We start from the raw sequence: 18,160 nt of genomic DNA on the forward strand, positions 1-18,160 counted from the left end.
CGAAGGGGGCGACAGCAAAAGCCGTAACTTGGGAGGGGAGGGAGTCAGGGCTTGGCTGTCTTGGGCGCCGAAGGTGCGGCGGGCGCCAATGGAGCGGGAATCGGGACTCGGGACTCGGGAAAGCCTGAAGCGCAAGGCGCGTTACGGGCTCCAGTACAGGGTCGGGGGTTGCGGGGCGCCGAGCAGGACCGAGCGGATCGGCAGGACGTTGCGCGGATCGCGCTGGGCGTTGTCGAGCACGGCGCGCTTCTTCTCGCCTTCGATGTGCAGGTACAGCGCCGGCGCGGTGAAGATCGCGCTCAAGGTCAGGGTCATGCGCGGCTCGGGCATCGCGTCGGTGCGGATCGCCATCACCGGCGCGCGGCCGCGCGGCTGCAGGCCGATCTCACGCAGCGCCGGGTTGTCGCGGCCCAGGTCCGGGAACAGCGAAGCGACATGGCCGTCGTCGCCCATGCCGAGCACGGCGACGTCCAGCGGCAGGCCTTCGTTGGCGATCTTGGTCAATACCGGCATCAGCGCCGCTTCCGGGGTCGGCGTCGGCCGGTACATCGGCAGCAGGCGCGCCGCGGCGGCGTTGCGCTGCAGCAGATGTTCGCGCAGCAGGCGTTCGTTGGAGCGCGGATGCTCCGGCGGCAGCCAGCGCTCGTCGATCGGCAGCACGGTGACCCGCGCCCAGTCCAGGGTCTGGGTCGACAGCGCCTGGAAGAAGCGCTTGGGCGTGTTGCCGCCGGACAGGGCGATGCAGGCCTCGCCATGGCGGGCCAGCGCGCCGCGCAGGTCGGCGGCGACCTGGCGCGCCAGCGCCTGGGCCAGTTGTTCGCTGTCGTCGAACAGACGCTCGTGCAGTGGCAGGGGCAAGGGTTCGATCACTTTCAGTCGCTCAGCCTGCATCTTCATGCCAGGTCCTCCCATCGCGTTCGATCAGGGCCACCGCGGCACTCGGGCCCCAGCTGCCGGCGGTGTACGGGCGCGCCGCGTCGGCGCTCGCCGCCCAGGCGGCGCGGATCGGGTCGATCCATTTCCAGGCCGCGTCGACTTCGTCGCGGCGCATGAACAACATCGGATTGCCGCGCACCACGTCCATCAGCAGGCGCTCGTAGGCGTCGGCCTGGCGCCCGCCGAACGCGGCGGCGAAGCTCATGTCCAGCGGCACGTGGCGCAGGCGCAGGCCGCCGGGGCCGGGCACCTTGTTCATCAGCCACAGCTTCACGCCCTCGTCGGGCTGCAGGCGCAGCACCAGCTTGTTCGGCGCCAGCCGGCTCGACGGGTCCTGCTCGGTCAGATCTTCGAAGATCGAATGCGGCACCTGGCGGAAGGTGACCACGATTTCCGAGACGCGCTCGGCCAGGCGCTTGCCGGTGCGCAGGTAGAACGGCACCCCGGCCCAGCGCCAGTTCTTCACTTCGGCCTTCAGCGCGACGAAGGTTTCGGTCAGCGACTGCGCGCCGAGCTCCTGCGCATAGCCCGGCACCGCGCGGCCCTCGACCGCGCCGGCCTTGTACTGGCCGCGCACGGTGAACTGGGCGGCGTTGCCGTTCTCGATCGGGCGCAGCGCGCGCAGCACTTTCAGCTTCTCGTCGCGGATCGCGTCGGCGGCGAGCGAGGACGGCGGCTCCATCGCGACCAGGCACAGCAGCTGCAGCAAATGGTTCTGGACCATGTCTCGCAGCGCGCCGGACTTGTCGTAGTACGGCGCGCGCGATTCCACGCCGACGGTCTCGGCGACGGTGATCTGCACGTGGTCGATGTGCTCGGCCTTCCACAACGGCTCGAACAGCGCGTTGCCGAAGCGCAGCGCGGTGAGGTTCTGCACCGTCTCCTTGCCCAGGTAATGGTCGATGCGGAAGATCTGGGTCTCGGCGAACACCCGCGCCAATGCGTCGTTGATGGTGTCGGCGCTGGCGCCGTCCTTGCCGAGCGGCTTTTCCACCACCACGCGGGTCTTTGGGTTGACCAGGCCGTGCGACTGCAGGCGGTCGCCGACCACGCCGAATAGGTCCGGGCCGACCGCGAGGTAGAACACCCGCACCCGCTCCTGGTCCGGGAACTCGGCCGCGAACTCCGGCCAGCCGCCGTCGGAGCTCAGGTCCAGGCGGCGGTAGTGCAGCAGCGCGAGGAACCCGTCCAGGGCCTCGTCCTGCTGCGCCTGTTCGCCGGCGAAGCTGCGCAGCGCTTCGCGCACCTTGCCGCGGTAGTCCTCGTCGCCGCGCTCGTCGCGGGCGATGCCGACCAGGCGGGTGCCGGCGACGATCTGGCCGTCGACGTAGCGGTGGAACAGCGCCGGCAGCAGCTTGCGCAGGGCCAGGTCGCCGGTGCCGCCGAAGATCACCAGATCGAACGGGGCCAACGGCGCCAGATGCGGCGCCTGGGACGGGGACGGTACGGAGTAGACGCTCATGGTCGGGCTCGAACTGGTCTGGGTGAAACCATACCAGCAAAGATACCAGTAAGATACCACTCCGGCAAATTAACCTTAATTCAACAATTTAGACGCGATCTACGTGCCTTTGTTGCCGCCATTGGTCTTGCACTGGTATCTTTTCACACTATGCAGCCCTATCTGCTCGACGAGTTCCGCCGGCAGTCCGACGCGCGACGCGCGCCGGCCTACCAGCACCTGCGCCGGACCCTCCAGCACGCGATCGAGAACGGCGAGCTGACCGCCGGCCAGGCCCTGCCCGGCGAACGCGAGCTGGGCAAATGGCTGGACCTGTCGCGGGTCACCGTGCGCAAAGCCATCGCCGGCCTGGTCGCCGACGGCCTGCTGGTGCAGCGCCAGGGCGCCGGCACTTTCGTCGCCGAGCGCATCGTCAAGTCCTTCTCGCGCCTGACCAGCTTCACCGACGACCTGCGCGCGCGCGGCCTCGACCCGCGCTCGACCTTCCTCGAGCGCGGCGTCGGCGAGGTCACCCCGGAAGAAGCCATGGCGCTGAACCTGTCGCCCGGCGCGCAGGTGGTCCGTTACTACCGCTTGCGCACCGCCGACGGCGTGGCGCTGGCACTCGAACGGACCGTGGTGCCCGCATCGGTGCTCACGACGCCCGACATGGTCGAGAACTCGCTGTACGAAGCCTTCGCCAAGCTCGGCATCCGCCCCAGCCGCGCTCTGCAGCGGCTGCGCGCGATCGCCTTCGACGCCGAACAGGCGCGGCTGATGAACCTGCCCGAAGGCGCGCCCGGATTGTTCATCGAACGCCGCACCTTCCTCGACGACGGCCGCGTCGTCGAATTCACCCGGTCCTTCTACCGCGGCGACGCCTACGACTTCGTCGCCGAACTACAGAGCGAAACCACGCCGTGACCACCCAGACCCTGCTCGACCCGACCGGTACCCGCATGTACGCCGAGGCGCAGGAGGCCGGCGACGCGGTCGCGCGCCAGCTCAAAGCCAACGCCGATCTCGTCGACGACCTGGTCGACCGCCTGCGCCAGCGTCCGCCGCGCTTCATCGTCACCTGCGCGCGCGGCAGCTCCGACCACGCCGCCACCTACGGCAAGTACCTGTTCGAAACCCAGCTCGGCCTGGTCACAGCCTCGGCCTCGCCGTCGGTGGGTTCGGTGTATGCGGTCAAGCCGCAGCTGCAGGACGCGCTGTTCGTCGCCGTCTCGCAGTCGGGCAAGAGCCCGGACCTGGTGCGCAACGCCGAAATCGCCAAGGCCGCCGGCGCCCACGTCGTCGCCCTGGTCAACGTGACCGACTCGCCGCTGGCCCAGGTCGCCGACACCGTGCTCGGCCTGCACGCCGGCCCGGAAACCAGCGTCGCGGCGACCAAGAGCTATCTGTGCTCGCTGGCCGCGCTGCTGCAGCTGACCGCGCGCTGGAGCCACGAGGCGCGGCTGTTCGACGCCGTGCACGCCCTGCCCGAGGCGCTGCGCGAAGCCTCGCGCCAGGACTGGTCGGCGCTGGTCGAGGGCCTGGTCGAGGCGCGCAATCTGTTCGTGATCGGCCGCGGCCTCGGCCTGGGCGCGGCCCAGGAAGCGGCGCTGAAGTTCAAGGAAACCTGCGGCCTGCACGCCGAGGCGTTCAGCAGCGCCGAGGTCAAGCACGGGCCGATGGCGATCGTCGGGCCCGGCTTTCCGGTGCTGGCCTTCGCCCAGGACGACGGCACCGGCGACGGCACGGTCGCGGTGGCGCGCGAGTTCCGCCAGCGCGGCGCGCCGGTGTGGCTGGCCGCGCCGGGCATCCACGGCGGCGACAGCCTGCCGCTGGCGCGCTCGCTGCATCCGGCGATGACCCCGCTGATCACCGTGGCCAGCTTCTACAAGGCGGTGAACGCCTTGTCGGTGGCGCGCGGGCACAACCCGGACCTGCCGCCGCACCTCAACAAAGTCACCGAAACGGTTTGAGGCCTAGACGATGACCGCTACCGCTTTCGTCAACGCCCGCGTGCTCGGCGAGCGCGGCTTCGAGTCCGACCTCAGCGTGATCGTCGAGGAAGGCCACATCGTCGCGGTGCTGCCCGGCCCGGCGCCGCGCGGCGCCGAGGCGATCGACCTGCGCGGCCGCTACCTGGTGCCCGGCTTCATCGACACCCAGGTCAACGGCGGCGGCGATGTGCTGTTCAACGACGAGCCGACGGTCGAAGGCGTGCGCCGCATCGCCCGGGCGCACCGCCGGTTCGGCACCACCGGCCTGCTGCCGACCCTGATCAGCGACGACGTCGCGACCATGCGCGAGGCGATCGGCGCGGTGCGCGAAGCGATGCACCAGGGTCTGCCCGGCGTGCTCGGCATCCACCTGGAAGGCCCCTACCTGGCGCAGGCGCGCAAGGGGGTGCACGACCCGGACAAGTTCCACACCCCGGGCGAGGACGAACTGGACCTGGTCGCCTCGCTCGGCATCGGCCGGACCCTGCTGACCCTGGCCCCGGAACGCTTCGACGACGCCGTGCTGCAGGCCCTGGCCGCGCGCGGCGTGCTGGTCTGCGCCGGCCACACCGCCGCCGACTACCAGCGCCTGCGCTCGGCCTTCGCCCACGGCGTGCGCGGCGCGACCCACCTGTTCAACGCCATGACCCCGCTCGGCAGCCGCGAGCCCGGCGGCGTCGGCGCCTGCCTCGACGACCCGGACAGCTGGTGCGGGGTGATCGTCGACGGCGAGCACGTGCACGACGCCTCGCTGCGCATCGCCATCGCCGCCAAGCCGCGCGGCAAGATCATGCTGGTCACCGACGCGATGCCGCCGGTCGGCGGCGAACGCGAGGACTTCGTCCTCTACGGCCAGACCATGACCTGCCGCAACGGCAAGTGCAGCACCGCCGAGGGCACCCTGGCCGGCTCCGCGCTGGACATGGCCAGCGCCGTGCGCAACACCGTGCGCCGGCTCGGCCTGCCGCTGGACGAAGCCTGCCGCATGGCCTCGGCCTACCCCGCCGACTTCCTCGGCCTCGGCGACGAGCTGGGCCGGATCGCGCCGGGCTACCGCGCCGACCTGGTCGCGTTGGACGAAGACCTGCAGGTGACGGGGACCTGGATCGGCGGCTTGCCGTAAGCGCCGCCGGTCGCTAGATCCGCTCCGGCGGGGCTTCGACGCCGAGCAGGATCGGGTTGAACACCTCCAGCACGGTCGCGAAGCCGACCGGCCGCGCGCCCTCGCTGATATCCAGGCGGCGTCCGACCCAGAGCGTGCCCGGGTAGTGTTCGGGCGTCAGCAGCCAAACTTCAGCCTCGACGGATTCCCCGCTGTGGACTTCGGTCGCATCCAGAAAACGATGCTGAGCGGACGTGTGGTAATCCGGCCGGATGCGGTAGTGCGGCCGGTAGCCGTCGAGCACGCGCCTACGCCGACCGTCCGCGCCAAGCCCGGTCAGTTCGAAGCGCACGCGGGCATCGGCGGCGCGCATTGGGTACAACACTTGGGTCATGGGACTTGGGTCATGGGACTTGGGTCATGGGACTTGGGTCATGGGACTCGGGTCATGGATTCGGTTCAGGGGATCCGCGCCAGGCGCTCGATCGCGGCGATACCCGCCTGCATCCGCAACCGCGCCGAAGGATTGGCCGAATGCACCCGGATCGACGGCGGCACGAATCCGTCCAGGGCCACCGCTTCCTCGATCCAGGCGATCACGTCGTAGCCGGTGCCGCGCGCGTCGTCGCCCAGGTCGTGGTCCAGGCTGATCTCGGTCACCCCGCCCTGGCGCAGCAGGGCGATGGCCTCATCGGGCCAGTACACCCGCACCCAGCCCTCGGGCGTGGAGCGTTCGTCGTCGAGATACACACGCATGGCGGCAATCTAGCCGATGCGGTCGGCGCGCCGCCAGGAGCGCGGCTCACGGCAGCCTTGTAGGAGCGGCGTGAGCCGCGACCGCTGGAGCGGTGAAATACCACGCCACGCGCCGAAGCCCGGAAAACGCCGAACCGCGGCCGAATGTCCTGGCTTCGGTCGATCACGCTTGCGTCCATCGCTTCGGCTGTCGCGGCTTACGCCGCTCCTACAGGGGACTAGCGCGCCAGTCTCGGCGCAGCAGGCCGTACAGGGCGGTGTCGGAGACTTCGCCGGCGACGAGATAGACACGCATGGCGGCAATCTAGCCGATGCGGCCGGCGCGCCGCCAGGAACGCGGCTCACGGCAGCCTTGTAGGAGCGGCGTGAGCCGCGACCACCGAAGCGGCGAGATACCACGCCATTCGCCGAAATCCGGGAGGGGCAAATCGCAGCCGCAGGCCCGAATTTCGCCGGAGTACGCTTACGTCCACCTCTTCGGCTGTCGCGGCTTACGCCGCTCCTACAGGGGACTAGCGCGCCAGTCTCGGCGTAGCAGGCCGTACAGGGCGGTGTCGGAGACTTCGCCGGCGACGATCCAGCGCTCGCGCAGCAGGCCTTCGCGGACGAAGCCCAGCCGTTCCAGGCAACGCACCGAACCGAGGTTGCGCGGGTCGGTGTCGGCCTCGACGCGGTGCAGGTCGAGCGCGTCGAAACCGTAGTCGAGCAGGGCGCGCAGCGCTTCGCCCATGTAGCCCTGCGACCAGGCCGCGGCGGCGAGCACGTAGCCCAGTTCGGCGCGACGGTTCTGCGCGTCGAGCTGGAACAGGGTGCAGTAGCCGATCAGGCGGCCGTCGCGCTCGAGGCCCAGGCGCAGGTACTGCCCGGCCGCCATCGCCTCGCGATCGCGTGCGATCAGCGCCTGCGCCTGGTCGATCGCGTGCCATGGCGGCGAACTCCAGTAACGCATCACCTTCGGGTCGGAGCAGATCGCCAGCAACGCCGATGCGTCGTCGCCGCGCAATGGACGCAGCCGCAGGCGCGGGGTGCTCAGGACGACGGAATCGAAAGCGGCCATGCGCGCATCGTAGCCGCGCCCGGGATCGGACGTAGCGGATCGGCAACGCGCCGTCGCCGCCGGCGCTCAGCCCGCGCGCGGCGTTCCGCAATCCGCGCAAAAACTCGCGCGCTGCGTGCGCAGGGGCTTGCCGCAGTGGGCGCAGGGCGGGCCGATCTGGCTGAGCCGATGGTGATCGATCGCATAGGCCTCGAAGAAACTGCAGTCCGGGTCGACCACCGGATAGCCCACCAGGTTCTGGTAGAAGTCCGCGACGACTTCGATGAGGCTCTTCGCCGGCTGCGGCAAGCGCCGGCCGGCGGCGTCGCGGCTGCCTTCGCGCTTGAAATCGCGAACGTAGTCTTCGACCAGCGTCCGGTACCGCGCCCACTCGGCTTCGTCGAGCATCGGCACCACGCGCTTGCATCGCCAGCAGTACAGGTCCTGGGTCACGCCTCCTCCTCGGCGTCGTATGTCGCGCCGGCTGCGAGGCCGAACCGGACCGGCCGCTCGCGCCGCCGTGCCCGTCGCCGCCTCGCCGGCGCGGCCGCGAATCATGGCATCCACCCAACCGAAAGCGCAGGCCCGGCAATGCGCTTCGGTACGGACGTCGCATTCAGCCAACGCCCGCCGCCCCCGTCGGGCGCCCCCGGCGTCGCCTGGCGGCCCGATTCCGCACAAAGGCTATAATTCCGAGTCTTTGTTCGGGCCTCGGCGCGCCGCCGCCGTCCCGCCGGACGCCGCCCCGCCCCGCCAGCCAACCCGCGGCACCGCCGCGAGAGCCCGCCATGACCAGCACCGCAGAACTCAGCTCGCCGTCCTCGGCGAACACCGAACTGACCAACTCCGTACTCGATCCGGATTACACCCTGGAGCACAAGTACACCCGTCAGGAAGGCCGCATCTATCTGTCCGGCGTGCAGGCGCTGGTGCGCCTGCCGCTGATGCAGCGGCTGCGCGACCAGGCCGCGGGGCTGAACACCGCCGGCTTCATCTCCGGCTACCGCGGCTCGCCGCTGGGCGGCTTCGACCTGGAACTGTGGCGCGCGCGCAAGCATCTGGAGGCGGCCGGGGTGAAGTTCACCCCGGGCCTCAACGAGGACCTGGGCGCGACCATGGTCTGGGGCACCCAGCAGACCAACCTGTTCCCGGGCGCCAAGGTCGAAGGCGTGTACGGCATGTGGTACGGCAAGGGCCCGGGCGTGGACCGCACCGGCGACGTGTTCAAGCACGCCAACGCCGCCGGCACCAGCAAGTACGGCGGCGTGCTGGCGCTGGCCGCCGACGACCACGCCTGCCGCTCCTCGACCCTGCCGCACGGCTCGGAGGGCGAGTTCACCAGCGCGATGATGCCGATCCTCAATCCGGCCGGGGTGCAGGACATCCTCGACATGGGCCTGATCGGCTGGGCGATGTCGCGCTATACCGGCCGCTGGGTCGGCTTCAAGACCATCGCCGAGACGGTCGAATCCTCGGCCTCGGTCGACGTCAATCCGCTCGCGCTGCAGATCGTCGCCCCCGACGACTTCGTGATGCCGCCGGGCGGCCTCAATATCCGTTGGCCGGACCCGCCGATGGACCAGGAGATGCGCCTGCACCAGTACGCGGTCAAGGCCGCGCAGGCGTTCGCGCGCGCCAACCGCATCGACCGGATCGTGATCGATTCGCCGAACCCGCGCCTGGGCATCATCACCACCGGCAAGAGCTACCTCGACGTGCTGCAGGCCCTGGAATACCTGGGCCTGGACGCGCGCGCCTGCGCCGACCTCGGCATCCGCGTGTACAAGGTCGGCATGACCTGGCCGCTGGAGCCGGTCGGCCTGCGCGCGTTCGCGCGCGGCCTGGACGACATCCTGGTGGTCGAGGAGAAGCACGCCTTCATCGAAAGCCAGATGAAGGAGTCGATGTACAACTGGGACGAGGGCCGCCGGCCGTCGATCGTCGGCAAGTACGACGAGAACGGCGAGTGGATCCTGCCCTCGACCGGCGAGCTGACCCCGGCGCGCATCGCCGGCGTGATCGCGCGCCGCATCCAGCGCTTCCACGACTCCGAGCAGATGCGCAACGTGCTGCGCTGGATGGAGGAGAAGGAAAGCGAGCTGGCGCTGCCGCGCGCCGCGTTCCCGCGCGTGCCGCACTACTGCTCGGGCTGCCCGCACAACACCTCCACGCTGGTGCCGGAAGGCTCGCGCGCGCTCGGCGGCATCGGCTGCCATTACATGGTCACCTGGATGGACCGCGCCACCGACACCTTCACCCAGATGGGCGGCGAAGGCGTGACCTGGTGCGGCCAGGCCGGTTTCACCGAAACCGAGCACGTGTTCCAGAACCTCGGCGACGGCACCTATTTCCACAGCGGCTCGCTGGCGATCCGGCAGTCGGTCGCCGCCGGCGTCAACATCACCTACAAGATCCTCTACAACGACGCGGTGGCGATGACCGGCGGCCAGCCGGTCGACGGCCAGCTGTCGGTGCCGCAGATCGCCCACCAGGTGCGTTCGGAAGGCGTGCACACGATCGTCCTGTTGTCGGACGACATCGCCAAGTGGAACAAGCGCGAGCTGTTCCCCAGCGACGTCGAGTTCCACGACCGCAAGGAACTGGACGCGATCCAGAAGCGCCTGCGCACGGTCAAGGGCGTCAGCGTGCTGATCTACGACCAGACCTGCGCCACCGAGAAGCGCCGCCGGCGCAAGCGCGGCAAGATGGTCGACCCGCAGAAGCGGGTGATGGTCAACACCCTGGTCTGCGAAGGCTGCGGCGACTGCGGCAAGAAGTCCTTCTGCGTCTCGGTGCTGCCGAAGGAGACCGAATTCGGGCGCAAGCGCGAGATCGACCAGTCGAACTGCAACAAGGACTATTCCTGCGTGAATGGTTTTTGCCCCAGCTTCGTCACCGTCGAAGGCGGCGGACTGAAGAAGAAGAAGGGTTCATCGGCCAAGGACCGCTTGTCCGACCTGCCGATGCCGGTGCTGCCGTCGCTGGACCAGCCCTGGAACATCCTGATCACCGGCGTCGGCGGCACCGGCGTGGTCACCATCGGCGCCCTGCTCGGCATGGCCGGCCACCTGGAAGGCAAGGGCGCCAGCGTGCTCGACCAGACCGGCCTGGCCCAGAAGGGCGGCGCGGTCACCACCCACATCCGCATCGCCAAGACCCCGCACGACATCCACGCCGTGCGCATCGCCGCCGGCGAGGCCGACCTGGTGCTGGGCTGCGACATGGTCGTGGTCAACGACTACTGGGCGCTATCGAAGATCCGCGCCGGCCGCAGCCAGGTCGTGCTCAACAGCTACGAAGCGATGCCGGGCACCTTCACCACCCGTCCGGACATGCAGTTCCCGGCCACCGACATCGTCGCCGCGATCAAGCTCGCGCTCGGCAACCAGGACCCGCACCTGGTCGATGCGACCCAGCTCGCCACCGCCCTGCTCGGCGATGCCATCGCCGCCAACCTGTTCATCCTCGGCTACGCCTGGCAGCGCGCGCTGGTGCCGATCTCCTTCGATGCGCTGATGCGCGCGATCGAGCTCAACGGCGCGGCGATCGAGATGAACAAGACCGCCTTCGCCTGGGGCCGCCTGGCCGCGATCGACCCGCGCGCGGTGGCCGAAGCCGCCGGCGTCGTGCGCAAGGTGCCGACCGCCGCCGAAGCCACCCCGCACGATCTGCCGCACCTCAAGCCCGGCGAGTGGGAAGGCAACGAATGGGGCGCGACCTCGGCGCCGCGCGCCACGCGCAAGGAAGACGAACTGCGCCACGTGCCGGCGAAGGCCGCCGACGGCGACGGCGTCGCCTTCCTGCCGCTCGACGACCTGCGCCTGTCGCGCTCGCTCGACGAGCTGATCGCGCGCCGCGTCGCCTTCCTCACCGACTACCAGGACGCCGCCTACGCCAAGCGCTACAGCGACTTCGTCGCCAAGGTGCGCGAGGCCGAACAGAAGAAGGCGCCGGGTTCGACCGATCTGGCCGAGGCGGTCGCGCGCTACTTCTTCAAGCTGATGGCCTACAAGGACGAGTACGAAGTCGCGCGCCTGTACACCAGCGGCGAGTTCCAGCGCCGCCTGCAGCAGCAGTTCGACGGCGACTACAAGCTCAAGTTCCACCTCGCCCCGCCGCTGCTGGCGAAGAAGGACGCGCAGGGCCGGCTGATCAAGCAGGAGTTCGGCCCCTGGGTGTTCACCGCGTTCAAGTGGATGGCCAAGCTGCGCGGCCTGCGAGGCGGCGCCTTCGACATCTTCGGCTACACCGAAGAGCGCAAGATGGAACGCCGCCTGATCGCCGAGTACGAGCAGACCGTCGGCGACCTGCTGTCCTCGCTGGACGGCGGCAACGTCGACCTGGCGGCGGAAATCGCCAGCATCCCCGAGCACATCCGCGGCTACGGCCACGTCAAGGAAGACCACCTGCACAAGGCCAAGGCGCGCGAAGCGGAGCTGCTGAAGGAATTCCGCAACCCGCTGCGGATCGTGCAGGCGGCCTGAGCCCGCCGGTACCGGAAAGGCCCCGCTCGCTGCGGGGCCTTTCTTTGCCGACGCGCGCGGCGCTAGGCGTTGAAGCGGCGGTCGATCTCGCTCGCCAGCGCCTGCACTTTCGCCGACTCGGTCGGCATCTGCGGCTGGTGCTGCGAGGCCCGCACCAGTTCGACCCGGGCCGCTTCCAGGGTCGGGTCGGGGTACTGCGCGATCGTGAAGCGGCGCCAGTCCTGCTGCGTCGCCGAGCCTTCCGCCAACGAGTGCAAGAAGGTTTTGAACGCGTCGCGCGTTTCCGGGGTGTGCGCACAGATCATCGTCGTGGCCTTGGCTGAATGCGTCAGATGGCGCCGGCGAGCGCCTGCCTGACGACTTTCGCCGACGCTCCGTCGCTCACCATTGCATAGTTGTAGCCGCCGCGCGACCAGTATTGGGCCAGCAGGCCGCCGTCGCGGCGGTCGCCGCGCGGCAGCAGGTAATGGCGGGGACCCGGCGGACGGATGTAGAAGCTGATCGCCGCGCCGGCCGGGTCCTGGTACAGCACCAGCGCCGCGGCGCCCTGGTCGGTGGCCAGGGCGCGCGCGCCGACCGGACGATAGCCTGCGGCGCTCAGGTCGGGCAGGCGCATGGGCTCGCGGAAGTTCGCATCCAGCCACGCCTGCACCTCGCCGGCGCCGGCATCGGTGCGCAGATCGCGGCGCGCGGCGAACAATCGGTGCGCGGCGATCGCGTCGGCCATCGGCGCGGCCGCGATCATCGACCGCGGCGCGGGGCGGCTCCATTCGCGCGCCTGCCAGCCGCCGATGCCGCCGACGCCCAGGCTCAGCAACACCGTCGCGGCGACCGCGTAGCGCGCGCTGCGCCGGCGCGCGAGGCCGGCGCGCAGGCGCGCGGGATCGAGCAGCGGATCGGGCGGCGGCGCGGCGCCGGCGAGGCCGGCGCGCAGTTGCTGCGCATCGCGCTGCCACGCCTGCAGTTCGGCCAGCCGTTCGGGCTGGCGCGCCAGCCAGGCCTCGACCTCGGCGCGACGCTCGGGCGCCAGGCGTCCGTCGATGTAGGCGTGCAGGTCGTGTTCGTCGGGGGCGTAGTGGCTCATACGGAACTCGCAAACGTAAACGGAATACGGCCGCGCGGAATGCGCCGCGACGACGTCATTTCAGCAGCCTCAGCGGCGGCGTCGCGGTCTCGCCTTCGCTGAGCCGGCGCAGCGCCTGCCGCGCGCGCGACAGGCGCGACATCACCGTGCCGATCGGCACCTCGAGGATCCCGGCCACGTCCTGGTAACTCAGCCCCTCGACCGACACCCACAGCAACAGGCTGCGCTGCTCCACCGGCAGTCGCTGCAGGGCCTCCAGCGCCGAGCGCGCGACCGCCTCGCGTTCGGCCGAAGGCTGGCTTTCCGCAGCTCCCAGGCCGATCCGCGCGAGCAGGCCGGCGTAGCGCTGGGCGCGGCGCTGGCCGTCGAGGAACTGGCGGTAGAGGATCGAGAACAGCCACGGCCGCAGCGCCGCCGCGTCGCGGCGCTGGCCCCAGCCGGCGATGGCGCGTTCCAGCGCGCTCTGGACCAGATCGTCGGCGGCGTGCGGGTCGCGCGCCAGCCAGCGGGCGAAGCGTCGCAGCGAGGGCAGTTGTTCGCGCAGGGCCTGGTCGAGTTCGTGCGGGGACATGAGCGCAGGGCCGATTCGGAGAGGGTTCGTCCGTAGGACGCCGCCGGGCGCAGTTTATTCCCGCGGCGCGGTCGCGGCTTACGACCGAAGGAAATCCCCGCGGGACGCCGCTCCTACCAGGCAGCGGCGCTTGGCCTATCCGCGACCACGAATCCCCGATCCCGGCGGGAATAAGCCGCGCCGGCGCGCGTCGTACCCGGTATCGCAGCCACGGCCTTGCCCATGAACGAGCCTCTCGCCCCGCCCCGACCGCCCGTCCCCCTCGCTCGCTGGGCCTTGATCGCGCTCGCGGTCGGCGGCCTCGGCGCCGCTTTCGCCTACGTCGCCGGTCCGCTCGACCCGCGAAGGCTGACCCCGCAGCGCCTGGTCGACCAGTTGCAGGCCAACGGCGGCGCGCATCCGGGCTATCGCCGCAACCACGCCAAGGGCGTGTGCGTGATCGGCCATTTCGACAGCAGCGGCGCAGCCGCGCGCTATTCGCGCGCGGCGCTGTTCGCGTCCGGCGCCCGCACTCCGCTGGTCGGCCGTTTCGCCCTGCCCGGCGGCAATCCGCATGCGCCCGACGGCGGCGTGCCGATCCGCAGCCTGGCCCTGCGCCTGACCCAGGACGACGGCCAGCAATGGCGCACCGGCATGAACAACATGCCGGTGTTTCCGGTCGCCACCCCGCAGGCGTTCTACGAACAACTGCGCGCGACCGCGCCCGATCCGGCCACCGGCAAACCCGATCCGGCGCGGCAGCAGGCGTTCTTCGCCGCACATCCGGAAACCTCAGCGTTCCGCGCCTGGATCAAGGACCAACGGCCGTCGGCCAGCTATGCGACCGAGCCTTACTACGGCCTCAACGCGTTCTACTTCGTCGCCGCCGACGGCGCGCGCCGGGCGGTGCGTTGGCGGGTCGAACCCGACAACGGCGCGGCCGCCGCGCCGCTGGGCACGCAGGAGCGCGAGAGGCTCGGCGCCGAACTGCGACAACGCCTCGCCCGCGGGCCGCTGCGTTGGACGCTGTGGGCGACCCTGGCCGCGCCCGGCGATCCGGTCGACGACGCCAGCCGGGCCTGGCCCGCGCAACGCGAACAGATCGACGCCGGCACGGTGGTGATCGAACGCGCCCAGGATCAGGACAGCGGCGCTTGCCGCGACATCAACTACGACCCGCTGATCCTGCCCGACGGCATCGTCGCTTCGGCCGATCCGCTGCTGCCGGCGCGCTCGGCGGCCTATGCCGAGTCCTACCGTCGCCGCAGCGCCGAAACCGCACGCGCAGGCGGCCGCCCGCCCCAGGAGAGCGCACGATGAACCGCGACGAGACGATGTTCTGGTGGCCGGCGCGCGTCCTGCACTGGCTGATGGCGGTCATGATCCTGACGATGCTGTTCGTCGGCGCGGGCCTGGTCGCGAGCGTATCGGAGCGGCACGCCTGGCTGCTGGCGCTGCACAAACCGCTGGGGATCGCGATCCTGGCGCTGGCGGCCTTGCGCCTGGCGTTGCGGCTGTGGCGCCGGCCGCCGCCGCTGCCGCGCGAACTCGGTCCGGCGCAGCGGCTGGCCGCGCAGGCCTCGCATTGGCTGCTGTACGCGCTGATGCTGGCGATGCCGCTGATCGGCTGGGCGATGCTGTCGGCCGGCGGCTATCCGATCGAACTCGGCGCCGGCCTGCGGCTGCCGCCGATCGCGCCGTTCGATCCGGCCTGGTTCGCGCCGTTGCGCTGGCTGCACCGGGCCCTGGCCTATGCCTTGTTCGCGCTGGTGCTGCTGCACCTGGGCGCGGCCCTGCATCACGGCTTGATCCGTCGCGACGGGGTCTTGCGCAGCATGCTGTGGCGAAAGCGCGATATCGTCCCGGCAGCCGAAGACGAGGCGGGTTGAAGCAAGGCGCTCACGCAGCGCAGGAAGCTCCCGCAAGCGCGCGATCGCGGACCGCGCCGACGCCGCCGCTGCGGTTTCGCCGTCGCGGCTTGTGACCGAAGGCCATCCCCGAGGGGCGTCGCTCCCCCCGATGCCGGCGCGCTCGCCGGCGTCGGCTAGCAAACGCGGCGCACCGGCACTAACCGGCCGTAGTCAATCCGTGCCCGCCGACCGGTTCGGTTTCGACGTGCGAGTCGAAGCCGGCGATCAACGGCCGGGCCTGGGCGATCGCCGCCTGCACCTGCGGCAGCGCCAGCGAAGCGCGATGGCTGTCGGCGCGGTCCCAGACCTCGGTGATCCAGATCGCGTCGGCGTCCTTGGGATCGCGCGCGACCACGTAGCTCAGGCAGCCGGGCATCGCCTCGATGCCGTCGAGCAGGATCGCCAGCAACGCGTCGCGCTGGCCGGCGACGGCGGTCATTTTTCCGATCAGTCCGTACATGGCGGGGCATCCGAAGAGGAAGAGACGGCATGGGCCGGGGCCGTCGCGACTTTAGCGCCGAATCGAGGGCGGATCGCGGACAGCCGCAGCGCATTGCGCCGCCGCGGATCGCGGCCTGCCGGAAGACGGCGGTCCGCGGCAGACCGCCGCGCCGGGCGCCGCTCACTTCGGCGCGAAGATCCTGGTCAGGCGGTCCGGGGTGCCTTCGATGCGCTCCAGGCGCGGATACTTCAGGCCTTCGCGGTAATCGATCCGCACCGTGCGCACCAGGTCGGCGTTCTTGACGATCAGCTCGATCGGCTTGCCGTCCTTGGCCGCGCTCACCGCATCCTTGAGACGTTCGCCGTTGGCGGCATAACCGTTCACCGCCAGCAGCACGCTGCCGGGCGCGATGCCGGCGTCGAAGGCCGGCCCGTCCCAACGCACCGAGACCACGTTGGCGTCGCTGTTGGCCACGCTCATGCCCAGCGAATAGGTCAGGTCGGTCGCCTTGCGCTCGCCCTCGGCGAGTTTCTGGTACTCGCTCGGGGTGTCGGCAAAGCTCAGCTTCCAGCCGCTCGCGGCCAGGCCGTCGAGCGGCGGCGCGTGGGCGTCCAGGCGCTGGCGCAGGAAGCCGGCCCAGTCGAACGCGGCGACGCGGTTCAGGGTCGCGACCACGTCCTCGAAGGCATAGGGCTTGACCTGGTAGTCGCCGTTCTCGCCGCCGAAGAAGGCGCGGGCGAAATCGTCGAGCGAACGCTTTTCGCCGCTGAGCTCGCGCAACTTGGCGTCGACCGCGAGCCAGACCAACTGGCCGCCGCTGTAGTAGTCCTCGCTGAGCTGGTAGCTGCCGTAGGGCTTGGCCCGGCGCTGGGCGATCACCGGATCGTAGGTGGTGTCCTGCAAGGTGCGCCAGGCCAGGCCCGGGCGGTCGTGGGCGTAGCGCGCCACCACCTGGGCCAGCGCGTCGCGGGCGAACTCGGGCTTCCACAGGCCCGAGCGCGCGGCCAGCACATAGCCCCAGTACTGGGTCTGGCCTTCGTAGACCCACAGCAGCTCGTCGTTCAAGGGTTGGTTGAAGTTGTCGGCCACCAGCCCGGTCGGGCGCCGGTACTTGCCGTTCCAGGCATGGACGAATTCGTGCGCGAGCAGATCGCGGCCGGTCGCGCTGCCGCCGTCCCAGCCGGTGAAGTAGTCGGCGTCGACGCCGTTCTCGCTGGAGCGGTGATGCTCCAGGCCGATGCCGCTGAGCTGGCCCGACAAGGACAACAGAAAATCGTAGCGGTCGTAAGGCTGCGAACCGAACAGCCGCCCGGCCTGCGTCACCAGCTCGCGATGCGGCTTGAGCTGCTCGGGCTTGGCTTCCAGGTATTTGGCCGCGTCGGCGACCACGTTGAGCCGGACCGGAATCTTGGCTCCGGGAGCGAGATCGAACTGCTTGTAGTGGCGGCCTGCGAACACCGGCGAGTCCAGCAGGGTGTGCAGCGGCACCGGGCGGTAGCGCAGGCGGTCGCCGTCGCGCGCTTCCAGTTCCAGCGCGGTGCCGGCCTGCCAGCCGGCCGGCAGGGTCAGGCTCGGCTCGACCTCGATGCTGCGCGCCGGAAGCCCGGCCGGGTACAGCGCGACCTGGTTCCATTGCAGGTTGAGCACGTCCGGCGTCATCACCACCCGGCCCTGGTTGCCGGCGGTCGGGGTCAGCACGTCGAAACTCAGCTCCAGCTCGCTCACGCCTTCGGGCACGACCAGCTTGAACGCGTAGACGTTGAGCGGGTCGCGCTGCCAGGCGATGGCCTGGCCGTTGCCGCGGATGCGCAGGCCGGCGAGCTTGTCGATCGGCCCGGTCGGCGAATGATTGCCCTGGATCCATTGCGGATACAGCAGGGTCAGCGCGCCGGCCCGCACCGCGATGCGTTGCCGCGCGTGCAGCACCCGCCGCGACAGGTCGCTGGCGTCGACCTCCAGGCGCATGGCGACGGAAGCGGCCGCCGGCGCCGGCGACGCGGTCTGTGCGGCGGCCGGGGCCGTGGCGAGAGCGGTGGCGATCAGCAGCGGCAGGGCGGCGACGGCGAGTCGGGGCATGGCGAGTCCGGTGGCGCGAAGACGATCCCGCATCCTACCCATCGCGCCCGCCCTGCCCCCTGCCATTCGGCATGGCCGCGACCCGCCGGGCCGGACTCGGCCCGATCGCGCACAAGGCAAACGCAACGAGGGAACAAGGCGAGCCTGCCGCCGCGGTTCGCGCCAGGGCGGAAGCCGGAGCTTCGTCGGGGCATGGCGCTGTAGCCTCTGGATCCCCGCCTTCGCGCGGATGACGGGTTTGCGCAGACGCGACGAAACCCGCCTATCGTCGTTGCCGCGAAGGAGGCAGCGCTGGGCGTCGCCGAAGCAGGGCGCTGAAATCTCCGGATTCCCGCCTTCGCGGGGATGACGC

17 protein-coding genes are annotated in these 18,160 nt (G+C 70.5%); 6 read left to right on the forward strand and 11 right to left on the reverse strand.

The genetic code is table 11. The features are described 5' to 3' along the window. Positions 1-141 precede the first annotated feature (141 nt). Complete coding sequence (gene pgl, locus AC3A57_RS15350) at positions 142-897, reverse strand: 6-phosphogluconolactonase (RefSeq protein ID WP_487579705.1); 756 nt, start codon at positions 895-897, stop codon at positions 142-144. After that, on the reverse strand, positions 881-2,398 hold the full coding sequence (gene zwf / locus AC3A57_RS15355) for a glucose-6-phosphate dehydrogenase (RefSeq protein WP_487579706.1): 1,518 nt from the start codon (positions 2,396-2,398) through the stop codon (positions 881-883). The genes pgl and zwf overlap by 17 nt, the downstream gene beginning before the upstream one ends. Before the next feature lie 150 nt (positions 2,399-2,548). Here zwf and AC3A57_RS15360 point away from each other — a divergent pair, with 150 nt between their 5' ends. From AC3A57_RS15360 to nagA, 3 genes are read left to right on the forward strand one after another with little or no spacing between them, the layout of a single operon-like run. Further along, positions 2,549-3,301: a GntR family transcriptional regulator gene (locus AC3A57_RS15360; protein ID WP_487579707.1), complete on the forward strand. Its 753-nt coding sequence runs from the start codon at positions 2,549-2,551 to the stop codon at positions 3,299-3,301. 35 nt (positions 3,302-3,336) lie between these two features. Continuing rightward, positions 3,337-4,347 (forward strand): SIS domain-containing protein, encoded by a 1,011-nt coding sequence (locus AC3A57_RS15365; protein WP_487579882.1) that lies wholly within the window; start codon positions 3,337-3,339, stop codon positions 4,345-4,347. Positions 4,348-4,357: 10 nt separating this feature from the next. Next, entirely contained in the window at positions 4,358-5,491 is a 1,134-nt protein-coding gene (nagA, locus tag AC3A57_RS15370) for an N-acetylglucosamine-6-phosphate deacetylase (protein ID WP_487579708.1), read from the forward strand. Positions 5,492-5,504: 13 nt separating this feature from the next. Here the strand turns inward: nagA and AC3A57_RS15375 are convergent, their stop codons facing one another. From AC3A57_RS15375 to AC3A57_RS15390, 4 genes are all read right to left on the reverse strand, one after another. Then, the gene (locus tag AC3A57_RS15375) at positions 5,505-5,864 is read right to left on the reverse strand and encodes a hypothetical protein (protein ID WP_487579709.1); all 360 of its coding nucleotides are present in this window, start codon (positions 5,862-5,864) and stop codon (positions 5,505-5,507) included. Between the two features lie 65 nt (positions 5,865-5,929). Continuing rightward, entirely contained in the window at positions 5,930-6,226 is a 297-nt protein-coding gene (locus tag AC3A57_RS15380) for a cyclic-phosphate processing receiver domain-containing protein (protein ID WP_487579710.1), read from the reverse strand. Between the two features lie 502 nt (positions 6,227-6,728). Then, positions 6,729-7,283, reverse strand: coding sequence for a GNAT family N-acetyltransferase (locus AC3A57_RS15385; RefSeq protein ID WP_487579711.1), 555 nt, complete (start codon positions 7,281-7,283; stop codon positions 6,729-6,731). A 66-nt stretch (positions 7,284-7,349) separates the two neighbouring features. Continuing rightward, entirely contained in the window at positions 7,350-7,670 is a 321-nt protein-coding gene (locus tag AC3A57_RS15390; protein WP_487579712.1) for a hypothetical protein, read from the reverse strand. A 380-nt stretch (positions 7,671-8,050) separates the two neighbouring features. Between AC3A57_RS15390 and AC3A57_RS15395 the strand changes: the two genes are divergently transcribed. Continuing rightward, positions 8,051-11,746, forward strand: coding sequence for an indolepyruvate ferredoxin oxidoreductase family protein (locus AC3A57_RS15395; protein WP_487579713.1), 3,696 nt, complete (start codon positions 8,051-8,053; stop codon positions 11,744-11,746). A gap of 62 nt (positions 11,747-11,808) precedes the next feature. Here the strand turns inward: AC3A57_RS15395 and AC3A57_RS15400 are convergent, their stop codons facing one another. The 3 genes from AC3A57_RS15400 to AC3A57_RS15410 are packed head-to-tail and all read right to left on the reverse strand — an operon-like array spanning position 11,809 to position 13,401. Further along, positions 11,809-12,051: a hypothetical protein gene (locus AC3A57_RS15400; RefSeq protein WP_487579714.1), complete on the reverse strand. Its 243-nt coding sequence runs from the start codon at positions 12,049-12,051 to the stop codon at positions 11,809-11,811. Positions 12,052-12,074: 23 nt separating this feature from the next. After that, the gene (locus AC3A57_RS15405; RefSeq protein ID WP_487579715.1) at positions 12,075-12,830 is read right to left on the reverse strand and encodes an anti-sigma factor family protein; all 756 of its coding nucleotides are present in this window, start codon (positions 12,828-12,830) and stop codon (positions 12,075-12,077) included. A 55-nt stretch (positions 12,831-12,885) separates the two neighbouring features. Then, positions 12,886-13,401, reverse strand: a complete 516-nt coding sequence (locus tag AC3A57_RS15410; protein ID WP_487579716.1) for a sigma-70 family RNA polymerase sigma factor — start codon at positions 13,399-13,401, stop codon at positions 12,886-12,888. 276 nt (positions 13,402-13,677) lie between these two features. Here AC3A57_RS15410 and AC3A57_RS15415 point away from each other — a divergent pair, with 276 nt between their 5' ends. Both AC3A57_RS15415 and AC3A57_RS15420 read left to right on the forward strand, forming a co-directional pair. Next, positions 13,678-14,700 (forward strand): catalase family peroxidase, encoded by a 1,023-nt coding sequence (locus AC3A57_RS15415; RefSeq protein WP_487579717.1) that lies wholly within the window; start codon positions 13,678-13,680, stop codon positions 14,698-14,700. After that, complete coding sequence (locus tag AC3A57_RS15420) at positions 14,697-15,269, forward strand: cytochrome b (protein WP_487579718.1); 573 nt, start codon at positions 14,697-14,699, stop codon at positions 15,267-15,269. The genes AC3A57_RS15415 and AC3A57_RS15420 overlap by 4 nt, the downstream gene beginning before the upstream one ends. A 178-nt stretch (positions 15,270-15,447) precedes the next feature. Here AC3A57_RS15420 and AC3A57_RS15425 read toward each other — a convergent pair whose 3' ends face one another. Both AC3A57_RS15425 and AC3A57_RS15430 read right to left on the reverse strand, forming a co-directional pair. Then, on the reverse strand, positions 15,448-15,750 hold the full coding sequence (locus tag AC3A57_RS15425) for a putative quinol monooxygenase (protein WP_487579719.1): 303 nt from the start codon (positions 15,748-15,750) through the stop codon (positions 15,448-15,450). 162 nt (positions 15,751-15,912) lie between these two features. Continuing rightward, positions 15,913-17,808 carry a M61 family metallopeptidase gene (locus AC3A57_RS15430; RefSeq protein WP_487579720.1) on the reverse strand — a complete coding sequence of 632 codons (1,896 nt, stop codon included), beginning with the start codon at positions 17,806-17,808 and terminating at the stop codon, positions 15,913-15,915. Positions 17,809-18,160 lie beyond the last annotated feature (352 nt).

Source organism: Lysobacter sp. Soil_C_15, from assembly GCF_057657315.1.

Coding starts and splice junctions, on each gene's coding strand:
- pgl (WP_487579705.1), bottom strand. CDS start 897: ATGAAGATGCAGGCTGAGCGACTGAAAGTGATCGAACCCTTGCCCCTG.
- AC3A57_RS15390 (WP_487579712.1), bottom strand. CDS start 7,670: ATGCTCGACGAAGCCGAGTGGGCGCGGTACCGGACGCTGGTCGAAGAC.
- AC3A57_RS15380 (WP_487579710.1), bottom strand. CDS start 6,226: ATGCGTGTGTATCTCGACGACGAACGCTCCACGCCCGAGGGCTGGGTG.
- AC3A57_RS15405 (WP_487579715.1), bottom strand. CDS start 12,830: ATGAGCCACTACGCCCCCGACGAACACGACCTGCACGCCTACATCGAC.
- AC3A57_RS15425 (WP_487579719.1), bottom strand. CDS start 15,750: ATGTACGGACTGATCGGAAAAATGACCGCCGTCGCCGGCCAGCGCGAC.
- AC3A57_RS15420 (WP_487579718.1), top strand. CDS start 14,697: ATGAACCGCGACGAGACGATGTTCTGGTGGCCGGCGCGCGTCCTGCAC.
- AC3A57_RS15375 (WP_487579709.1), bottom strand. CDS start 5,864: ATGACCCAAGTGTTGTACCCAATGCGCGCCGCCGATGCCCGCGTGCGC.
- AC3A57_RS15400 (WP_487579714.1), bottom strand. CDS start 12,051: ATGATCTGTGCGCACACCCCGGAAACGCGCGACGCGTTCAAAACCTTC.
- AC3A57_RS15395 (WP_487579713.1), top strand. CDS start 8,051: ATGACCAGCACCGCAGAACTCAGCTCGCCGTCCTCGGCGAACACCGAA.
- AC3A57_RS15430 (WP_487579720.1), bottom strand. CDS start 17,808: ATGCCCCGACTCGCCGTCGCCGCCCTGCCGCTGCTGATCGCCACCGCT.
- AC3A57_RS15365 (WP_487579882.1), top strand. CDS start 3,337: ATGTACGCCGAGGCGCAGGAGGCCGGCGACGCGGTCGCGCGCCAGCTC.
- AC3A57_RS15360 (WP_487579707.1), top strand. CDS start 2,549: ATGCAGCCCTATCTGCTCGACGAGTTCCGCCGGCAGTCCGACGCGCGA.
- AC3A57_RS15410 (WP_487579716.1), bottom strand. CDS start 13,401: ATGTCCCCGCACGAACTCGACCAGGCCCTGCGCGAACAACTGCCCTCG.
- AC3A57_RS15385 (WP_487579711.1), bottom strand. CDS start 7,283: ATGGCCGCTTTCGATTCCGTCGTCCTGAGCACCCCGCGCCTGCGGCTG.
- zwf (WP_487579706.1), bottom strand. CDS start 2,398: ATGAGCGTCTACTCCGTACCGTCCCCGTCCCAGGCGCCGCATCTGGCG.
- nagA (WP_487579708.1), top strand. CDS start 4,358: ATGACCGCTACCGCTTTCGTCAACGCCCGCGTGCTCGGCGAGCGCGGC.